At 48.4% G+C, this 15,038-nt stretch carries 15 protein-coding genes; 2 read left to right on the top strand and 13 right to left on the bottom strand.

Going from position 1 to position 15,038, the window contains the following annotated elements:
- Positions 1 to 16: 16 nt before the first annotated feature.
- From ACW9JV_RS05180 to ACW9JV_RS05135, 10 genes are all read right to left on the bottom strand, one after another.
- Positions 17 to 451, bottom strand: coding sequence for a YtxH domain-containing protein (locus ACW9JV_RS05180; protein ID WP_457332034.1), 435 nt, complete (start codon positions 449 to 451; stop codon positions 17 to 19).
- Between the two features lie 6 nt (positions 452 to 457).
- Positions 458 to 913: a DUF948 domain-containing protein gene (locus ACW9JV_RS05175; RefSeq protein ID WP_457332032.1), complete on the bottom strand. Its 456-nt coding sequence runs from the start codon at positions 911 to 913 to the stop codon at positions 458 to 460.
- Between the two features lie 217 nt (positions 914 to 1,130).
- Positions 1,131 to 2,432: a UDP-N-acetylmuramate--L-alanine ligase gene (gene murC, locus ACW9JV_RS05170; protein ID WP_457332030.1), complete on the bottom strand. Its 1,302-nt coding sequence runs from the start codon at positions 2,430 to 2,432 to the stop codon at positions 1,131 to 1,133.
- Positions 2,433 to 2,606: 174 nt separating this feature from the next.
- Positions 2,607 to 3,269 (bottom strand): hypothetical protein, encoded by a 663-nt coding sequence (locus tag ACW9JV_RS05165; RefSeq protein WP_457332028.1) that lies wholly within the window; start codon positions 3,267 to 3,269, stop codon positions 2,607 to 2,609.
- Between the two features lie 21 nt (positions 3,270 to 3,290).
- Complete coding sequence (locus ACW9JV_RS05160; RefSeq protein WP_457332026.1) at positions 3,291 to 4,385, bottom strand: nicotinate phosphoribosyltransferase; 1,095 nt, start codon at positions 4,383 to 4,385, stop codon at positions 3,291 to 3,293.
- Between the two features lie 175 nt (positions 4,386 to 4,560).
- Positions 4,561 to 4,749: a hypothetical protein gene (locus ACW9JV_RS05155; protein WP_457332024.1), complete on the bottom strand. Its 189-nt coding sequence runs from the start codon at positions 4,747 to 4,749 to the stop codon at positions 4,561 to 4,563.
- 181 nt (positions 4,750 to 4,930) lie between these two features.
- The gene (locus tag ACW9JV_RS05150) at positions 4,931 to 7,150 is read right to left on the bottom strand and encodes a DNA translocase FtsK (protein ID WP_457332022.1); all 2,220 of its coding nucleotides are present in this window, start codon (positions 7,148 to 7,150) and stop codon (positions 4,931 to 4,933) included.
- A gap of 48 nt (positions 7,151 to 7,198) precedes the next feature.
- A complete protein-coding gene (gene ytpR / locus ACW9JV_RS05145) occupies positions 7,199 to 7,819 on the bottom strand; it encodes a YtpR family tRNA-binding protein (RefSeq protein WP_457332020.1) in 621 nt (206 codons plus the stop codon).
- A gap of 64 nt (positions 7,820 to 7,883) precedes the next feature.
- Entirely contained in the window at positions 7,884 to 8,681 is a 798-nt protein-coding gene (locus tag ACW9JV_RS05140; protein ID WP_457332018.1) for a DUF1444 family protein, read from the bottom strand.
- Positions 8,682 to 8,929: 248 nt separating this feature from the next.
- Positions 8,930 to 9,940 (bottom strand): PTS transporter subunit IIC, encoded by a 1,011-nt coding sequence (locus ACW9JV_RS05135; RefSeq protein ID WP_457332016.1) that lies wholly within the window; start codon positions 9,938 to 9,940, stop codon positions 8,930 to 8,932.
- 131 nt (positions 9,941 to 10,071) lie between these two features.
- On the opposite strand from ACW9JV_RS05135, the gene ACW9JV_RS05130 reads away from it, so the two are divergent.
- Positions 10,072 to 10,518, top strand: a complete 447-nt coding sequence (locus tag ACW9JV_RS05130) for a YtoQ family protein (protein WP_457332014.1) — start codon at positions 10,072 to 10,074, stop codon at positions 10,516 to 10,518.
- Between the two features lie 215 nt (positions 10,519 to 10,733).
- Here ACW9JV_RS05130 and ACW9JV_RS05125 read toward each other — a convergent pair whose 3' ends face one another.
- Both ACW9JV_RS05125 and ACW9JV_RS05120 read right to left on the bottom strand, forming a co-directional pair.
- A complete protein-coding gene (locus tag ACW9JV_RS05125; RefSeq protein ID WP_457332012.1) occupies positions 10,734 to 11,249 on the bottom strand; it encodes a DUF84 family protein in 516 nt (171 codons plus the stop codon).
- A 6-nt stretch (positions 11,250 to 11,255) separates the two neighbouring features.
- A complete protein-coding gene (locus ACW9JV_RS05120; RefSeq protein ID WP_457332010.1) occupies positions 11,256 to 12,329 on the bottom strand; it encodes a M42 family metallopeptidase in 1,074 nt (357 codons plus the stop codon).
- Between the two features lie 143 nt (positions 12,330 to 12,472).
- Between ACW9JV_RS05120 and ACW9JV_RS05115 the strand changes: the two genes are divergently transcribed.
- The gene (locus tag ACW9JV_RS05115) at positions 12,473 to 12,778 is read left to right on the top strand and encodes a PepSY domain-containing protein (protein ID WP_457332008.1); all 306 of its coding nucleotides are present in this window, start codon (positions 12,473 to 12,475) and stop codon (positions 12,776 to 12,778) included.
- A gap of 359 nt (positions 12,779 to 13,137) precedes the next feature.
- On the opposite strand, the gene ACW9JV_RS05110 is transcribed toward ACW9JV_RS05115, so the two are convergent.
- Positions 13,138 to 15,036 (bottom strand): PTS fructose transporter subunit IIABC, encoded by a 1,899-nt coding sequence (locus ACW9JV_RS05110; protein WP_457332006.1) that lies wholly within the window; start codon positions 15,034 to 15,036, stop codon positions 13,138 to 13,140.
- Between the last annotated feature and the right edge of the window lie 2 nt (positions 15,037 to 15,038).

Below are 15,038 nucleotides of genomic sequence, written 5' to 3'. Positions count from 1 at the left end.
CAGAGCGTTTATTCTTTTATGTCTGATCTTTTTCCTCTGTGGAAGCGTGGAGGTCCCGTACATCTTCTTTTACGTTATCAACAGCTTCCTGTTCCGCTTCCAGATCTTCAGATAATTCTTCAGCCAGCTCATCCGCTGTTTTTTCCTCGTTTCCATCACCGCTTGTGGAGGTCGAACCTTTCACCCGGTCATACAGCTGGGTCGACTGATCCGAAACATTCTTTGCAAGTTCCGAGGACTTTTCCTTCGCAACACTTGCCCACTGTGTGCCCTTTTCGTAAGCTTCGCTGGTTAATTCACTTGTTTTTTCTTTCGCAGAGTATGCTCCCTCCGATAACTCCCCGCGCAGCTCTCTTCCTGATTTCGGAGCCATTAAAAGGGCAGAGCAGGCACCTACAATACCGCCGATCAACGTGCCGATAACAAAATCTTTCGTGTTCATTTCAGACATCTTTCATCATCCTCCTGTCGTATACGAATTGTCATTCTGATTTACTTCTTTTTTCTTCTTTTTGTCCTGCCATTTCGCATAAAGATCAATCGCGGCATTACCCCATTGTACAGCCTGAGCAACCTGCTCGGACTGCTGCCGGGTGTGACGGCTGATCGAATCCGACATATCTTTGAACGAATAGTTGACATTCTCCAAAGAGTCTCCTACATCTTTCAGAGACGTAAATAAACCGTTCAATGATTCGGTTTTATGTTGTACATCATCTGCAATAACGTTCGTTTTCTGGATAAGCTGTTCGGATTCATTCGTGATTCCTTCCACCTGTTTTTCCATGCGCTCCATCGTGGTAGACACTTTTTCCATCGTTCCGGCTGCAGCTTTTAATGTTTTAATAAGATAAATAACTAAGACGGCGATGGAAAGCGCGACAATCAGCGCACTTATGTACACTAGCTCCATTGAACGATTACACCTCCCTTGATGTAAGTGTACCACGAATAACATCACATAAAACATTAAAATCTACACCGGCTGTCCAAAACAGGGCTTCTTCCACCTCTATTCGACAGAGGTGCAAAAATCCCTTGTGCTTTCTTAACATTCTATTATTATTGTTTCCCTCATTGATTGTTAAAAAATGCCTTTTTTCCTGTAAGTTGGAAAAAAGGCATTTTTATCATGATACAAGCTGCTGCTCGTAAGCTGCCTGGAATTTTTGAATATCCCCGGCCCCCATGAACAGGAGCACCCCGTCTTCATGCCTTTCCAGAGCGTCAACCTCATCCTCTGTAATGACAATAGCTCCGGGTATTTTCTCCTGAAGATCTTCAATGGACAATGCGCCGTCCTCTTCACGGGCGGATCCGAAAATATCACAGAGATAGACTTGATCAGCTTCCTGAAGACTCTCCGCAAAATCATCAAGAAAGGCTTTCGTTCTGGAGAACGTGTGCGGCTGAAACACACCTACAATCTCCCGCCCCGCATATTTCTGCCGGGCCGCTTCCACCGTAGCCTTGATTTCCGTTGGATGATGTGCGTAATCATCGATGAGTATCTGTCTTCCTGCTTCTTTTTCCGTAAACCGACGTTTTACCCCAGGAAACGACGCCAGCTGTTCTTTCATGGTTTCCGCGGGAACATCTTCGTAATGGCAGAGTGCTATCACACCAAGTGCATTAAGCACATTGTGTCTTCCATATCCGGGGATGGTGAAGGTACCAAACCGGTCTCCGCGGATTTTAACATCAAATGTCGTTCCCTGTTCATCAGCCTGAATGTTTTCCGCGTTGAAATCATATTTTCCTTCCATTCCGTAATATACAATCGGCACCGGAACATTCAATGTCTGCAGGTATTCATCGTCTCCACACGCCACAATGCCTTTTTTGACATTACGGGCCATTTCCTCAAATGCCCGGATCACATCTTCAACATCCTCAAAATAGTCGGGGTGGTCAAAGTCGATATTGGTCATGATCGCATAATCCGGTTCATAATGGAGAAAGTGACGTCTGTATTCACACGCCTCAAAGACAAAAAAACTGCTGTCTTCTTCTCCCTTGCCGGAACCGTCCCCGATCAGATAGGACGTCGGTTTATACGCTCCGATCACATGAGCAAGCAGCCCTGTTGTCGATGTTTTACCATGAGACCCGGTTACAGCAATGGAGGTGAACTGCTGTATGAATTCCCCAAGAAATGAAGGATACCGGTGAATGTCAAGGCTGCGTTCCTGTGCCTCTTTTATTTCTGGATTGGCTTCTCCATAGGCCGGAGATGCAATAACATGCTGATTCTCTGAGATATTTTCTTTCTGGAACGGAAAAATGGGAATCCCTTTACGTTCCAGCGGCAGCTGCGTAAAAAATTGCTTATCTACATCTGAACCCTGGACGTTATATTTCATATCGTGAAGAATCTGCGCCAGAGCACTCATTCCTGAACCTTTAATGCCTATAAAATGATAGGTCGTCATAGTTGTGGCCCTCCATCTTATCCTACTGCCCGGACCGCTGCGGGAACCGGGACGAAAATACACGGGCGTTTCCTTCCGGTTTCATTCTCTTTTCACATACCTTCATCATTATATCAGAATCGTATCGAAGCTCCAATACGAAAACCACTGCTCCGAAGAGAACCGCACATCCGGTCACTTCTTCATGTCGGCGTACAAAAGCCACGACACCCCATTTTCCTTCATGAACCGGAGGCGCTGATTTTCCTCTTCTTTTTCTTCCATCCGTCTCCGCCACGCTGCCAAGCCGGCGTCGTTCTCCGGGATGGAAAGGTTGACAGCAGGGCTGAACACCCTGTTTTCAAATCCGCAGTGAACCGGGCGGGCCAGTACAGTGGACACCGCCCGGGGGAGCAGAAAGTCTCCGGTTAAAGGAGTGAGCTTTTTTTCTTCTTCTTTCCAGAGCGGGGCGGCGGTAAGAGAGCCGTTCTCCATCTCCAACACACGGAATGGTTCCAGTGCGGCAGTCAGCACAAGACCTGCCAGCTGCATCCGGGCCGGCGGCAGCATCGAAGCTTTTTCTTTTACAAATAGGTCAAAAAGTCTGCTTCCGATAACAGTGATATAATCAAAAGCAAACCAGTCCTCAAATAAGCGCCGCCACGGTTCTTCTTCCAAATCTGCCGGATCCTGTCCTGTCTGTTCTGCAAACAAATGCTTTGCCCGCACTTTTTCACGTAGATTTGTATTATGTTTGAGCCACTCCGAATATGCATCCAGCAGTTCCATCAGATCATGATCCGCCTGATTCTGTTTCTGCCTGCGGTATTTCGCAAAATCCGGAACATTGGATATCATCGGTTCCTTCCCCTTCCGCGTTCAGACTCTTTCCAGACGGGGATTAGGCCGGTAAACCCGTCCTGCTTTGGCTTCATGCTTATCATTTATCTTTACATTGTCTCCTGTGAATCCGATGTGAATATTCAAGAGACTGCTCCCGACGCCGTATAAATCAATTGGTACGTTCATGTCTTCGTATTCATGGATTTTTTCCGCAGTAAAACCTCCGCTGGCCACAATTTTCACATGCTGGTACCCTTCCTGGTCCAAAGCATCACGGAGCGCAAACAACAGTTTTGGATTTACACCACGCGGGTCAAAGGCCCCCATCACTTCAGGGTGGCGGCAGAAATACTGATCCACCATATGATTGGAGGTGTCCACACGGACCCCTTTCAGTTCATCGCCGAAGTCGCGCGCCAGTTTCAGGGAATCCGTAATCACATCATTATTATAATCCACCAGAGCCATAAGCTCATCATCTGGATACGTTTCTTTGTAGGCACGGCTCGCCGCCACCACATCCCCTTCGAATAACTGGATCAAGGCATGCGGCATCGTTCCCATTCCTTTTTTCCCCCACCACTCACTCATGGCGTGGGTTGCCTGTGCTTTAGACCCGCCGATGTAGGCGGAATAGCCGTCACCGGCCTGCTGGGTGAAATGATCATCACGGTCGCCCATAAAAATCACCGGTTTCTGTGCCCCGGATTTTCTTGCTGCTTTTACGACATTATATACATTCGTGGCAACAGATGTGCGGCGTGCAAATATGCCGTCTATCAGCCCTTCCAGATGTCCAAAATTCTGATAGGGACCCTCGATAGTGAGCACCGTTTCAAACGGTTCTACCTTATCGCCGTCTTCCAGCGAGTAAATAGTCAGTTCCTCCGGATTCTTCGCAAAGGTTTTAATTAATGCAATCACTTCATCCGTGCCACAGAGCACCGCTTGTTTTTTTTGAAAAAACTGCATCGTGACATGTTCATTTGATTTGTATTTTTCCGCTATTTCCCTTGTTTTCAGGAAATAGACGGCGGAAAACCAGCCTTCTCCGACCCGTTCATCAAATTTGAACGTTTCATTCGTTAATCGCTTGATGTCTCCCTGCATTTTCAACTCGATTTCTTTCATCTGCCTGCTCCTTATAGATCAAAAGTATTTCTCCTATGTATAAAGGTATAACAAAAAGCTGTTTCAAAGAAGCACACGGCCGATGCAGCCCGTTTCACCTGCACGCCTTATACTTTTTGAAACAGCCTCCGTTCAAGCAACCTCGTTTCTGGTTGATCCTTTGTTTTCACATGTCCTAATGAACCACGGCACCTTGTCCCTGCTCCATAATAACAGCTTCGATAATTTCCTGTACATCTGTCTCATTAACATCACGCAGTCCATCCTGAAGCACGATGGGAATTTCCTTTTCCTCCTGTTTCAAAAGCTCCAAGGCTTCCGGATACAAAAATTCCAGTAATACATCAAGCTGAATCTGTTCCATAAGAGCTCCTCCTTCTTAAGAAGTATGCTTTCTTCGGAATTCAGCCCCTGCTCCGTCTCTGGTTACGGTGAAGCACTTGCACGGTGCACAGGCAGGTCATAAGAATGCTGTGTTTCTTATTACTTTCTATCATATAGAACGTGGGAAGCAAAGACAAGCCTTTTGCTGTAACGTGTCTTTCTCAACCGCTGATCTGCTGTTCCACTTCATGTCCGCTCAGCAGTACCCTGCGGGGTTTACTGCCGTTTGCTTCAGAAATAATGCCCTGATTTTCCATCATATCAATCAGTCGGGCTGCGCGGTTGTAGCCAATGGAAAAATGCCTCTGCAAAAGAGAGGATGACGCTCCGCCCTGTTCACATACAAAACGGCATGCCTCTGGAAACAGTTCATCACTGTTTTCTTCCTGTTCCGCTTTCTTCAAAAGGTCTTCGCGCTGAAACATATAGGCCGGCTCTTTCTGTTTTTTCGCGTAATCTGTTACGGCATCAATTTCTTCATCCGTCACAAACGTCCCCTGCACCCGCAGAGGTTTCGACGTTCCATTCTGATGAAAAAGCATGTCTCCTTTGCCTATCAACCGTTCTGCACCTCCGGAATCCAGGATCGTACGGGAGTCTGCCTGGGAGGAAACAGCAAAGGCGGTCCGGCTTGGAATATTGGCTTTGATTAATCCCGTTATCACATCAACGGAAGGACGCTGTGTAGCCACCAGCAGATGGATGCCGCATGCACGGGCTTTCTGGGCAATCCGGCAGATGGCATCTTCCACGTCCTGCGGAGAAACCATCATTAAATCGGCCAATTCATCGATTACGATGACCATATATGGCATTTTGTCCGCTTTGCTCTCCATCTTTTCGTTGTATTTCTTGATATCACGGACCCCTTCCGCCGCCAGTTTTTCATAACGTTCGTTCATTTCAGCAACTGCCCGCTTCAAACCGGCCGTCGCTTCTTTTGCGTCGTTGATCACCGGTGTCACAAGGTGGGGAATATCTTTGTAGGATGCAAGCTCCACCATTTTTGGATCAATCAGCATCAGCTTCACTTCGTCGGGATCTGCTTTATACAAAAGGCTTAGAAGGATCGAATTAATGCATACACTTTTACCGGAGCCGGTTGCACCAGCGATTAGACCATGCGGCATGTCCTGAAGGTCAGTGACGATCGGGGCGCCGGAAATATCCATCCCCATGGCCACCGTTAACGGGGAGTTTTTCCGTATGAATACATCCCGGCGGAGAATTTCCCGCAGCAGTACAGGTTCACTTTCCGCATTCGGCACTTCTATCCCGATCGTTCCTTTTCCGGGGATCGGAGCCTCCATCCTCAAGTCTTTTGCCGCCATGGCAAGTTTCAAATCGTCGGTGAGATTCGTCACCTTATTGACCTTCACTCCGGCAGCAGGCTGGACTTCATAACGTGTTACGGAAGGCCCTTTTGTCATGTCGACGACTTCGGCATCCACGTTAAAATTCTGCAGCGTCTCCTCCAGACGGTTTTTCTGATGAGACAGGTCTTCTTCCTCTTCCCCGGTTTTTCTTTGAGGCTGCTTCAGCAGCTGGATAGAAGGAAAATGGTAACCGGAAGACTGCTGCGGCGAAGCTGGTTTTTTCGATGGTGCAGAAGCTTGTCGGTTTCCGGCATGCCGTAGTACATTAAACGGAACCTTCGGCCCTTTATCCGCCTCTTCTGTCCCGGTTTGTGCTGCTTCCTGCCGCTCCCGGTTTCGGCGCCTTCGTTCCTGCCGTGTCAGCGTTTTACGATCGGGGTCAGACCGAACGTCAGCGGACTGAGCGGCTTCCGAAACTCCTTCTTCAGTTCCAATTTCTTCCCCTTCATCTGTATCTGCTGCATCGTCTGCTTCTTCCCTGGTTTCAAAGGCAGAAGGTTCTTCAAGTGTTTCATCCTCTGATGATGCCGTTTCATCAGCCGTTTCGTTTTCCATTGGAAGAAACTCCCTGTCGGAATCATCATGTTTTTTTAAATAGCTGGAATGAAGAGGCACCCTTTCAAAACCAAAAATGGGAGAGGGAATATCCTCCGGCGAAAAATCATTTCCCTGGAAATAAGCGAGTTGTTCGTTCTGTTTTTCGGAAGTTTTAACCTCCTCCGGATTCTGGTTCACAGGAGCAGCGGTCGATTCCTGCTGTTTTTTTTCTTTTGGAGGTGCTGCAGAGGGTGTCTCATTCTGTTTTCGTTCCCGTACTGCTCTTTCCGACACACTTTTAGGATAAAAGTGCCTCATTTTTACATAGGACCCGGACTGTTTATGAAGCTGCGGGGGCCGGTCTGCCTCCCGGATCTCCATTCCTTTTCCTTCCTGCCCGGCAGGCTCTTCGTTTCCGAAAAAGAAACGCTGCATTTTTTCTTTTATTCTCTGAAAAGAACCAGCCATATTATCCTTCTCCTCTTTCCGGAATATCATTATAAATAGTATCCGCCGTTACCGGCTTCGGAACTGCATCAAAAAATCCCCGCCGGTTGAATAAGAATCGTCCAGCACCAGAATTCCTTTTTCTTCTGAAGCTTCAGGCAGCATCAATTCTTTGGCCGAACAAATCATTCCATTGGAGGAAACGCCCCGCAGCTTTGACTTTTTTATTTTCATTCCGGATGGCATAAACGCACCCGGTAATGCAACGACCACCTTTTGGTCTTTTTTTACGTTCGGCGCCCCGCAGACGATCTGCAGCGTTTCCCTGCCGGTATCCACCTGACAGACACTCAGCTTGTCTGCATCCGGATGTTTTTTCCGCTCCGTCACATAACCGACAATAAAAGAAGGTTCTTCAGGAAACGCTGCATCCTGCCCCAGTCCATTCTGTGCCAGGGCGTTCTGAATAAGCTCTTTCAGACTGTCGGTAAGGGCACACAACCCGATCTGGTTTACGTTTCCATAGGAAGAAGCATGGAAAATGTGAAACCCTGCCGTTTCCCCTGTCTCTTCGTGATACAGGCGGACCACATCCCCCTGCTTTTCTATTTCCCGTTTTGGTTTGTCTATTTCTTTCAGGGAAACGAGCAGCGTGTCCCCGATACCTTTATTATTGTAGAAAACATTCATGTGTTCTTCTCCTTTATCCGTAAAATTCCACTGTCATTGTAGCACAAACCCGGCCGGGACGCCTTTATTTTCCGGGTTTTTTCCTTGCGAGAATAAAGATTGGTTCCAGGGTACCTTCTTCGTATAAAAACGGAAGGGCTGTTACAGGTATCCGTCCGTTATTAAAAAAGCGGAACGCCATCTGTCCCAATACGTCATACCCTGCGTCATTCTGAATATCGGCAATAATCAGCACATCCTGGTGCGGCACGGCAACAGCTGTATCCCCCGTTATACGCTGGTCCATTTCTTCCATAAAGCTGTCATGGAGCAGACGGCTGGCATCATATCCATCATTTGAATTAATGAAATAAAATGTATTTCCTGCCACTTCATCCGTTTTGTAGTCATTCGAAAGCTGACGTACATTAAACAGCGCAATTTCTTTAATCTGTTCTGTCGTATAGCCTTCTTTTGATATCGTTTCTTCTTCGAGCATCGTGTACGCATCGCCTAAATCTAGGGCGTAATAAATTCTGGTCTCGGCTGTATGTTCTGAAAAAAGCAGGGTTCTGCCTTCTTTCGTCTCTGTTGGAAATGATGTGGAGCGCAGCACCGGATATATACTTTTTTCCCGTCCCTGAATAACGATATTGCGCTCCATGGCTTCAAAAGAGGCATTGATGAACACAGCCGCTTCTTCCAAGGCTTTTTCGTGATTCGTGTCGTTTTTAGCGAGCAGTTTGTTCAGATCAAGGTCGAGCCCTTTATTTAACCCGGTGTGCTCCACCCGCAGCGAACTTTTTTCTTCATCAAAAATAAAGGTCCGGTCTTCTTTTGCGAGCTGCTTTTCCAGCCGTTCGCGGAATTCCTGTATATCCATATCAATCTCTCCTCAAGCTTGATTTCATAGTTATTGGTATCTGCTATAGTTTAACACGAACAAAACTGAGACTTAAATCAAGAGGAATGAACCATTTTAGGTACAAAGACGCTGTTCCAGATTTGAATATTTAAGTTTCCCTAAAGAATTATATAAAAAAGGAATCGACCATGTCATGTTATAAACGACTAACGTTTCGTTTTTGTGCTCAAAAAAGCCGGCATAACACCGGCTTTTTATTTTACGTATTATCCCTGATCGATTTTCATGTCTCCGGCTGCAATCCACTGTTTTTTTCTCATCCACTCGGATACGGCAAGACTGACAAGGGCGGGGCCGGCGAAGTGGATCAGCAGTATGGCGAGAAGTACATCCACGTGAAAACCCATCACCGAAAACGTCATCATCTGTCCGACGAGGCCGCTGGTTCCCATTCCGGCACCGGATGGGTTGTTTTCCATCAAAAAAACCATCGTCGACAACGGCGCAAATACAGCGCCGGCTATCGTCGGCGGCAGAAGAATGATTGGTTTTCTTACAATATTGGGCACCTGCAGCATCGATGTACCGATTCCCAGTGCTGCCAGTCCGGATACCCCGTTTTCCCGGTAGCTGCTCACGGCAAATCCAACCATTTGGGCCGCGCACCCTACCGCAGCGGCACCGGCGGCAATCCCTTCAAGTTCAATCATGATCGCAATCGCCGCGCTCGAAATCGGAGCGGTTAATGCCAGCCCCATCAACACCGCCACGATAATTCCCATTACAAATGGCTGACGTTCTGTCGCCCACATCACGGCTTCACCAAAACCAACCATTCCTGCATCAATAACCGGACCCAGGAAATAGGCTGTTGTGTAACCAGCGGCGATCGTAACAAAAGGCGTCACGATGATATCCAGCCTCGTTTCTTTTGATACCAGTTTCCCAATCTCCACGGATAAGAGTGCAGCCAGAAAAGCTCCGGCCGGGCCGCCGAGTTCCGCCCCTGATGCTCCGGTAATAACAGCGGAAAACATAACAAGCGGAGGTGCTTTCAGACCATATGCTACCGCTGCGCCTACCGCCGGTCCCATTAAGTCCATCGCAAGCTGTCCCATGTCCACGAAAAACGGAAGGGTCAGCTGTTCTCCAATCGTGCGGATGATTAGACCGATTATTAATGAAGAAAAGAGGCCCAGTGCCATAAAGCTTAAGGCTGTTATCCCATATGTCTTTACAGATATATTTACACCTTTGCGTAAAAAAAATTCCTTCATGTTTCTCCCCCACCCTGAAGAATTTGTGATATATTTCACTTTTATCTTACCTTGTTCTATTTACATTGACAAGAGGAGGGAACCCTTTCATGCTGTTCCTATACGTAATTTTACACAAGGGAGTGGGAAGTATGGAATTGAACGTATACCTGGCAGGACAGATTCACGATGACTGGAGACAGGAGTTGAGGGACATGGCAGGCAGACGGGAGCTGCCGCTGCAGTTTTTTGGTCCGATGGAAAATCACAGCCGTTCGGATAACATCGGGGAAGAAATCCTCGGCAGGCAGCATGATCCTGTCCAGAAAGATGATGCCGCGTCTGACTTCAACAACCTCCGCACCCAGATTCTTATGCAGAAAGCCGATGTCGTCATTGCGCTCTTCGGGGAAAAGTATAAACAGTGGAATACAGCCATGGATGCCGGAGCTGCTGCTGCAATGGGCAAACCACTGATTCTTATCCGCCCGGAGGAACTCCATCACCCTACTAAAGAACTGGCCAACAAGGCCAATGTTGTTGTAGAAACAAAAGAGCAGGCCCTGCAGGCTCTCTCCTATGTCTTCGAAACCGAATAGAGCCAAAGACCAGGGAAACGTGCTGCGCTTTTTTGAGGAAAAGGGGGATGAGGACACTGGAAGTTCACATTTTGCCCATAGTGTCCGCCAACGAGGTTCTCGAAGTCACTATGCCCCTTTTCACAAATAATTAGTGGTTCCCGGCGTTCATCCGGAAACCACTATTGCCTTATTTCAACGCCGTTGGTGTTCTCTTCATTGCATGAGCCGCGTTTTTATTTTTCCTCCGAATAAAAACGCCACTGTCCATACAAGAGACGTACGGTGTGTGTAAACATCTCCGAGCGGGATATCGCCCCCGCTGTAAATATCCCGACTGCTCCTTCATTCCGGCTGACGTCATGCCTGTTCGTGTACCTGTTCATGACCGTTTTCAATTCGCTGCCGGTACGGAGTCCTTCTGCAATCTCGTCCGGAAGTTTAAGCTTGGCACCGGCGGCGGTAATCAGGCTTTTTCTGTCAGCCATAGCTCCCCAGTTGCACAGATAAAGCCCATCTGCCATCTCCATCACGCCGCCTTCCAAACCAATGCCGATATCGGCACCCCGGGTGAGAACAGCTTCCGCGCGGTGCTCTGCTCCTGTTTTCGTTTCTTCTTCCGAAAACGGCTGGAGTGACACCCCGCTTTCTACCTCATATCCTTCTATTTCATACCCAAGACCGGCAAAAACCGCCGATACAGCCTGTTTTTTTGCTTCATTGGTTGATCCGACGGCGCATATCGATGTCATCGAAGATCATACCCCTTTTTGGATGGTTTCCAGAGCGTTCTGATCCGTGGTTTCCACCAGTTTCACGAGCAGTTCTTTCGCCGCCGCATAATCATCCACATGCAGAATCGAAGCGGCTGTATGGATGTATCGGGAGCAGACACCGATGACGGCGGAAGGAACGCCTTCATTCGATGTATGTACTCTTCCTGCGTCCGTTCCGCCCTGGGAAACAAAATACTGATAAGGAATATCGTTGGATTCAGCTGTGTCCAGCACGAATTCACGCATGCCGCGGTGGGTGATCATTGTCTGGTCAAAAATTCGCAGCAACGCTCCTTTGCCGAGATGGCCGAATGCATCACTGCCCCCTGCAGCATCATTGGCAGGACTGGCATCCATGGCGTAAAACACGTCCGGCTGAATCATGCGGGAAGCTGTCGCAGCGCCGCGGAGGCCGACCTCTTCCTGCACCGTCGCACCGGAATAGACCACATTGGGATGATCGATATGCTGCAGCTCTTTCAATAATTCGATCGACAAGCCGGCACCGTACCGGTTATCCCATGCTTTCGCCATTATTTTTTTATCGTTGGCCATCGGTGTGAACGGGCATACCGGCAGGATCGACTGGCCGGGTTTTACTCCGATCTGTTCAGCATCTTCTTTGTCGTCTGCTCCGATATCAATATACATTTTTTTCAGCGGCATCGGCTGCTGCCGCTGCGACTCCTCCAGCAGATGAGGCGGCGTTGACCCGATCACTCCCGGGACCGGACCGTTGTCTGTTATAACCTGAACCCGTTGTGCCAGCAGAACCTGGCTCCACCAGCCGCCAAGCGTTTCAAACTGAATCATTCCTTTTTTGTTGATGTGGGTCACCATAAATCCGACTTCGTCCATGTGGCCGGCTGCCATGACTTTCGGACCCCCGGCATCTCCTGTTTTTTTCCCAAACACACTGCCGAGTTTATCCTGCACGATTTCCTCACTGACTGCCTGCAGTTCTTCTTTCATAAAGGCTCTTACCTGATTTTCAAAACCGGGAGCTCCCGGCAGTTCCGTTAATGTCTGAAACATCTGTCTCGTCTCGTCGTTCATGCCTGTCTCCTTTCCGAAAACGCTCTGCTTCATATTCTAGCGGAAGCAGACCGTTTTTTCCACCGATAGACATATTTACGTTTGGAATCAAGCTTATTTTAGGCTATACTTGTACTAAATGAGACAGGAAAGGCAGGGATAGGATGAAAACAAGAGATATTCTTATTGGAGCAGGCGTTGGCTTGATTGCTGGATATGCATTGAAAGAATGTACCGGAAGCAGCCATATTTCTCCGGAAAAAGCGCTGAAGACCGTAAAGGAAAATATTCAGGATCATATACCTGTCAACGGGTCATGGATTCATATGACCGCTGAAGATTACAAAAAGGACGACCTGGAATATAAAGTGTACCGCGGTGGCATCTCCAGTACAAAAGAAGGCGAAACCAAACAGATGGATTTCATCGTAGACGCCAAAACCGGTACCATTCTGGAACTGACATCGTAATTAAAAGAGTCTGAGACAAAACCATCAAAAGATAACAAAATTCCGAACGATTCTGTCATGAATCGTTCGGAATTTTATTGTACTTCGCGCATCGCTTCGTCAAAATACTTCGCTTTCCGTGGGCACGGCTCGAAGAGAGGATGATCGGCTAAAACCGGCACGTCCTGTGCCAACGCCGACCTGACCCGCTTCCTGCGGGCCTTCGGCAGAAAAGCCCTGCCTGCGGGGTATCGAGACACGTGCTGTTCCCACAGGAGTCTTCGTATTTTGACTACGCTATATGGGTGCCTCTCAACCTGGAATCCGAAATGTTTGGTTTTTTACCACCGACATACTCTTTTGTCCCAGACTCTTTTTTCTTATCTGACCGGTCGTTTCAGGAATCCAACCAGCAGTGCGGTTACGATTGTTCCGATCAATATCGCGGCAAGATAGAGCAGGGGATTGGTTCCCTGAATGGTCGGGACAACAAAGACACCTCCGTGCGGAGCCGGCAGTCCGGCGCCGAACAGCATCGCAAAGGCTCCGGCTGTGGCAGAACCAGCGATGATGGACGGAATGACACGTCCCGGATCGGCTGCCGCAAACGGAATCGCTCCTTCTGTAATAAAGAATGCTCCCATAAAATAGCTGGACAAGCCGGCGTCCCGCTCTTCTTTCGTAAACTTATTCCGGAACACGCTGGTCGCAAGGGCGATACCAAGCGGCGGTACCATGCCGCCTGCCATGATGGCAGCATGAGGTGCGAAGTTTCCGGCATCAATCATCGCAATGCCAAACGTGAACGCCGCCTTGTTGACAGGACCTCCCATATCAACAGCCATCATACCTCCGAGTATAAGACCGAGCAGCACAATATTGCCTGTTCCCATACCGTCCAGCAGATTTTGAAGTCCTGTATTCAGCCAGCTGACCGGAGGATTGATCACAAAAGCCATCAGCAGACCGACGATGAAAATGTTAAACACAGGGTAAAACAGAATCGTTTTAATGCCATCAAGGACTTTCGGCAGGCCAGCCAATGCTTTTTTCATTAGAATGGCTACGTAGCCGGCCAGAAAACCGGCAATTAATCCGCCAAGAAAGCCGGCGCCGCCGGTGGTTGCCATAAACCCGCCGATCATGCCGGGCGCAAAACCGGGACGGTCTGCAATGCTCATCGCGATAAATCCGGCCAGGACGGCGACCATTAACTGAAAGGCATGCTCTCCGCCGATGGAATTCAACGCTGCAGCAAATTGATTGTACGTTTCATGTTCCGGATCCGCCGAATTAATGCCGAAAAAGAATGATACTGCCATCAATACCCCGCCGCCGACGACGAACGGAAGCATATTCGACACACCATTCATGAGATGTTTGTAAAAGCCGGTGCGGCCTTTACTGTCACTCGAACTGTCCTGCTCTTCTCCTTCTCCTGCATGATACACCGGTGCCTGGTTATTCATGACCTGATCAATCAACTCTTCCGGCCGCTTCATGCCGTCACCGACTCCCTTGATGAGTACCGGCCGACCGTCAAAACGTTCCATTTCCACTTTCGTATCAGAAGCAATGATAATACCGTCAGCGTTGGCAATTTCTTCTGATGTCAATGGATTACCGATACCATCTGATCCATTCGTCTCCACTTTGATGGAGAGACCTTTCTCTTTCGCTTTTTCCTTCAGGGCATCTGCGGCCATAAACGTATGGGCGATACCTGTCGGGCAGCCTGTCACAGCAAGAATCTGCGGTGTTGAGGCATCTCTTGTGTTTCTGCCTGCCGATGAAGATTGTTCCTCTTCCTGTGCTCCCAGTTTCTCTTCTTCTTTTTGATCAATAAGTGCAAGAATCTCGTCTTCCGAGGAAGCGTTTAATAGATCCGCCCGGAAATTTTCATCCATCAACAGGGTGGACAGTCTCGACAACGTCTGCAGATGATCCTGATTGGCTCCTTCACTTGCTGCAATCATGAAAAACAGATGAGCCGGCTGTCCATCCAGCGACTCGTAATCTGTGCCTTCCTGCGAACGTCCGAATGCGATCGCCGGGGTCTTCACCGCGTCCGTCTTGGCATGGGGAATCGCAATCCCTTCCCCGATACCGGTGGAACTCTCCCGTTCCCTGGAATGAATGGCTTCTCTGAATTCAGCCGGATCGGACAAACGCCCGGCTTTATCCAGTTGATTTACCAGTTCGTCGATGACACCATTTTTAGTATCTGCCTGCAGATCGAGAATCATCGTCTCTTTCTGCAGCAGTTCAGTAATTTTCATTG

Source organism: Salibacterium sp. K-3 (genome assembly GCF_054052005.1).
The sequence above is the reverse complement of the archived record's forward strand: the minus strand, read 5'-3'. Positions and strand labels throughout refer to the sequence as shown.

Bases quoted from the DNA above. Each gene is read 5' to 3' on its own strand.
- ACW9JV_RS05110 (WP_457332006.1), bottom strand. From the start codon at position 15,036: ATGAAAATTACTGAACTGCTGCAGAAAGAGACGATGATTCTCGATCTG.
- ACW9JV_RS05155 (WP_457332024.1), bottom strand. From the start codon at position 4,749: ATGGAACAGATTCAGCTTGATGTATTACTGGAATTTTTGTATCCGGAA.
- ACW9JV_RS05120 (WP_457332010.1), bottom strand. From the start codon at position 12,329: ATGAACGACGAGACGAGACAGATGTTTCAGACATTAACGGAACTGCCG.
- ACW9JV_RS05115 (WP_457332008.1), top strand. From the start codon at position 12,473: ATGAAAACAAGAGATATTCTTATTGGAGCAGGCGTTGGCTTGATTGCT.
- ACW9JV_RS05135 (WP_457332016.1), bottom strand. From the start codon at position 9,940: ATGAAGGAATTTTTTTTACGCAAAGGTGTAAATATATCTGTAAAGACA.
- ACW9JV_RS05140 (WP_457332018.1), bottom strand. From the start codon at position 8,681: ATGGATATACAGGAATTCCGCGAACGGCTGGAAAAGCAGCTCGCAAAA.
- ACW9JV_RS05175 (WP_457332032.1), bottom strand. From the start codon at position 913: ATGGAGCTAGTGTACATAAGTGCGCTGATTGTCGCGCTTTCCATCGCC.
- murC (WP_457332030.1), bottom strand. From the start codon at position 2,432: ATGACGACCTATCATTTTATAGGCATTAAAGGTTCAGGAATGAGTGCT.
- ACW9JV_RS05165 (WP_457332028.1), bottom strand. From the start codon at position 3,269: ATGATATCCAATGTTCCGGATTTTGCGAAATACCGCAGGCAGAAACAG.
- ACW9JV_RS05180 (WP_457332034.1), bottom strand. From the start codon at position 451: ATGTCTGAAATGAACACGAAAGATTTTGTTATCGGCACGTTGATCGGC.
- ytpR (WP_457332020.1), bottom strand. From the start codon at position 7,819: ATGAATGTTTTCTACAATAATAAAGGTATCGGGGACACGCTGCTCGTT.
- ACW9JV_RS05160 (WP_457332026.1), bottom strand. From the start codon at position 4,385: ATGAAAGAAATCGAGTTGAAAATGCAGGGAGACATCAAGCGATTAACG.
- ACW9JV_RS05150 (WP_457332022.1), bottom strand. From the start codon at position 7,150: ATGGCTGGTTCTTTTCAGAGAATAAAAGAAAAAATGCAGCGTTTCTTT.
- ACW9JV_RS05130 (WP_457332014.1), top strand. From the start codon at position 10,072: ATGGAATTGAACGTATACCTGGCAGGACAGATTCACGATGACTGGAGA.
- ACW9JV_RS05125 (WP_457332012.1), bottom strand. From the start codon at position 11,249: ATGACATCGATATGCGCCGTCGGATCAACCAATGAAGCAAAAAAACAG.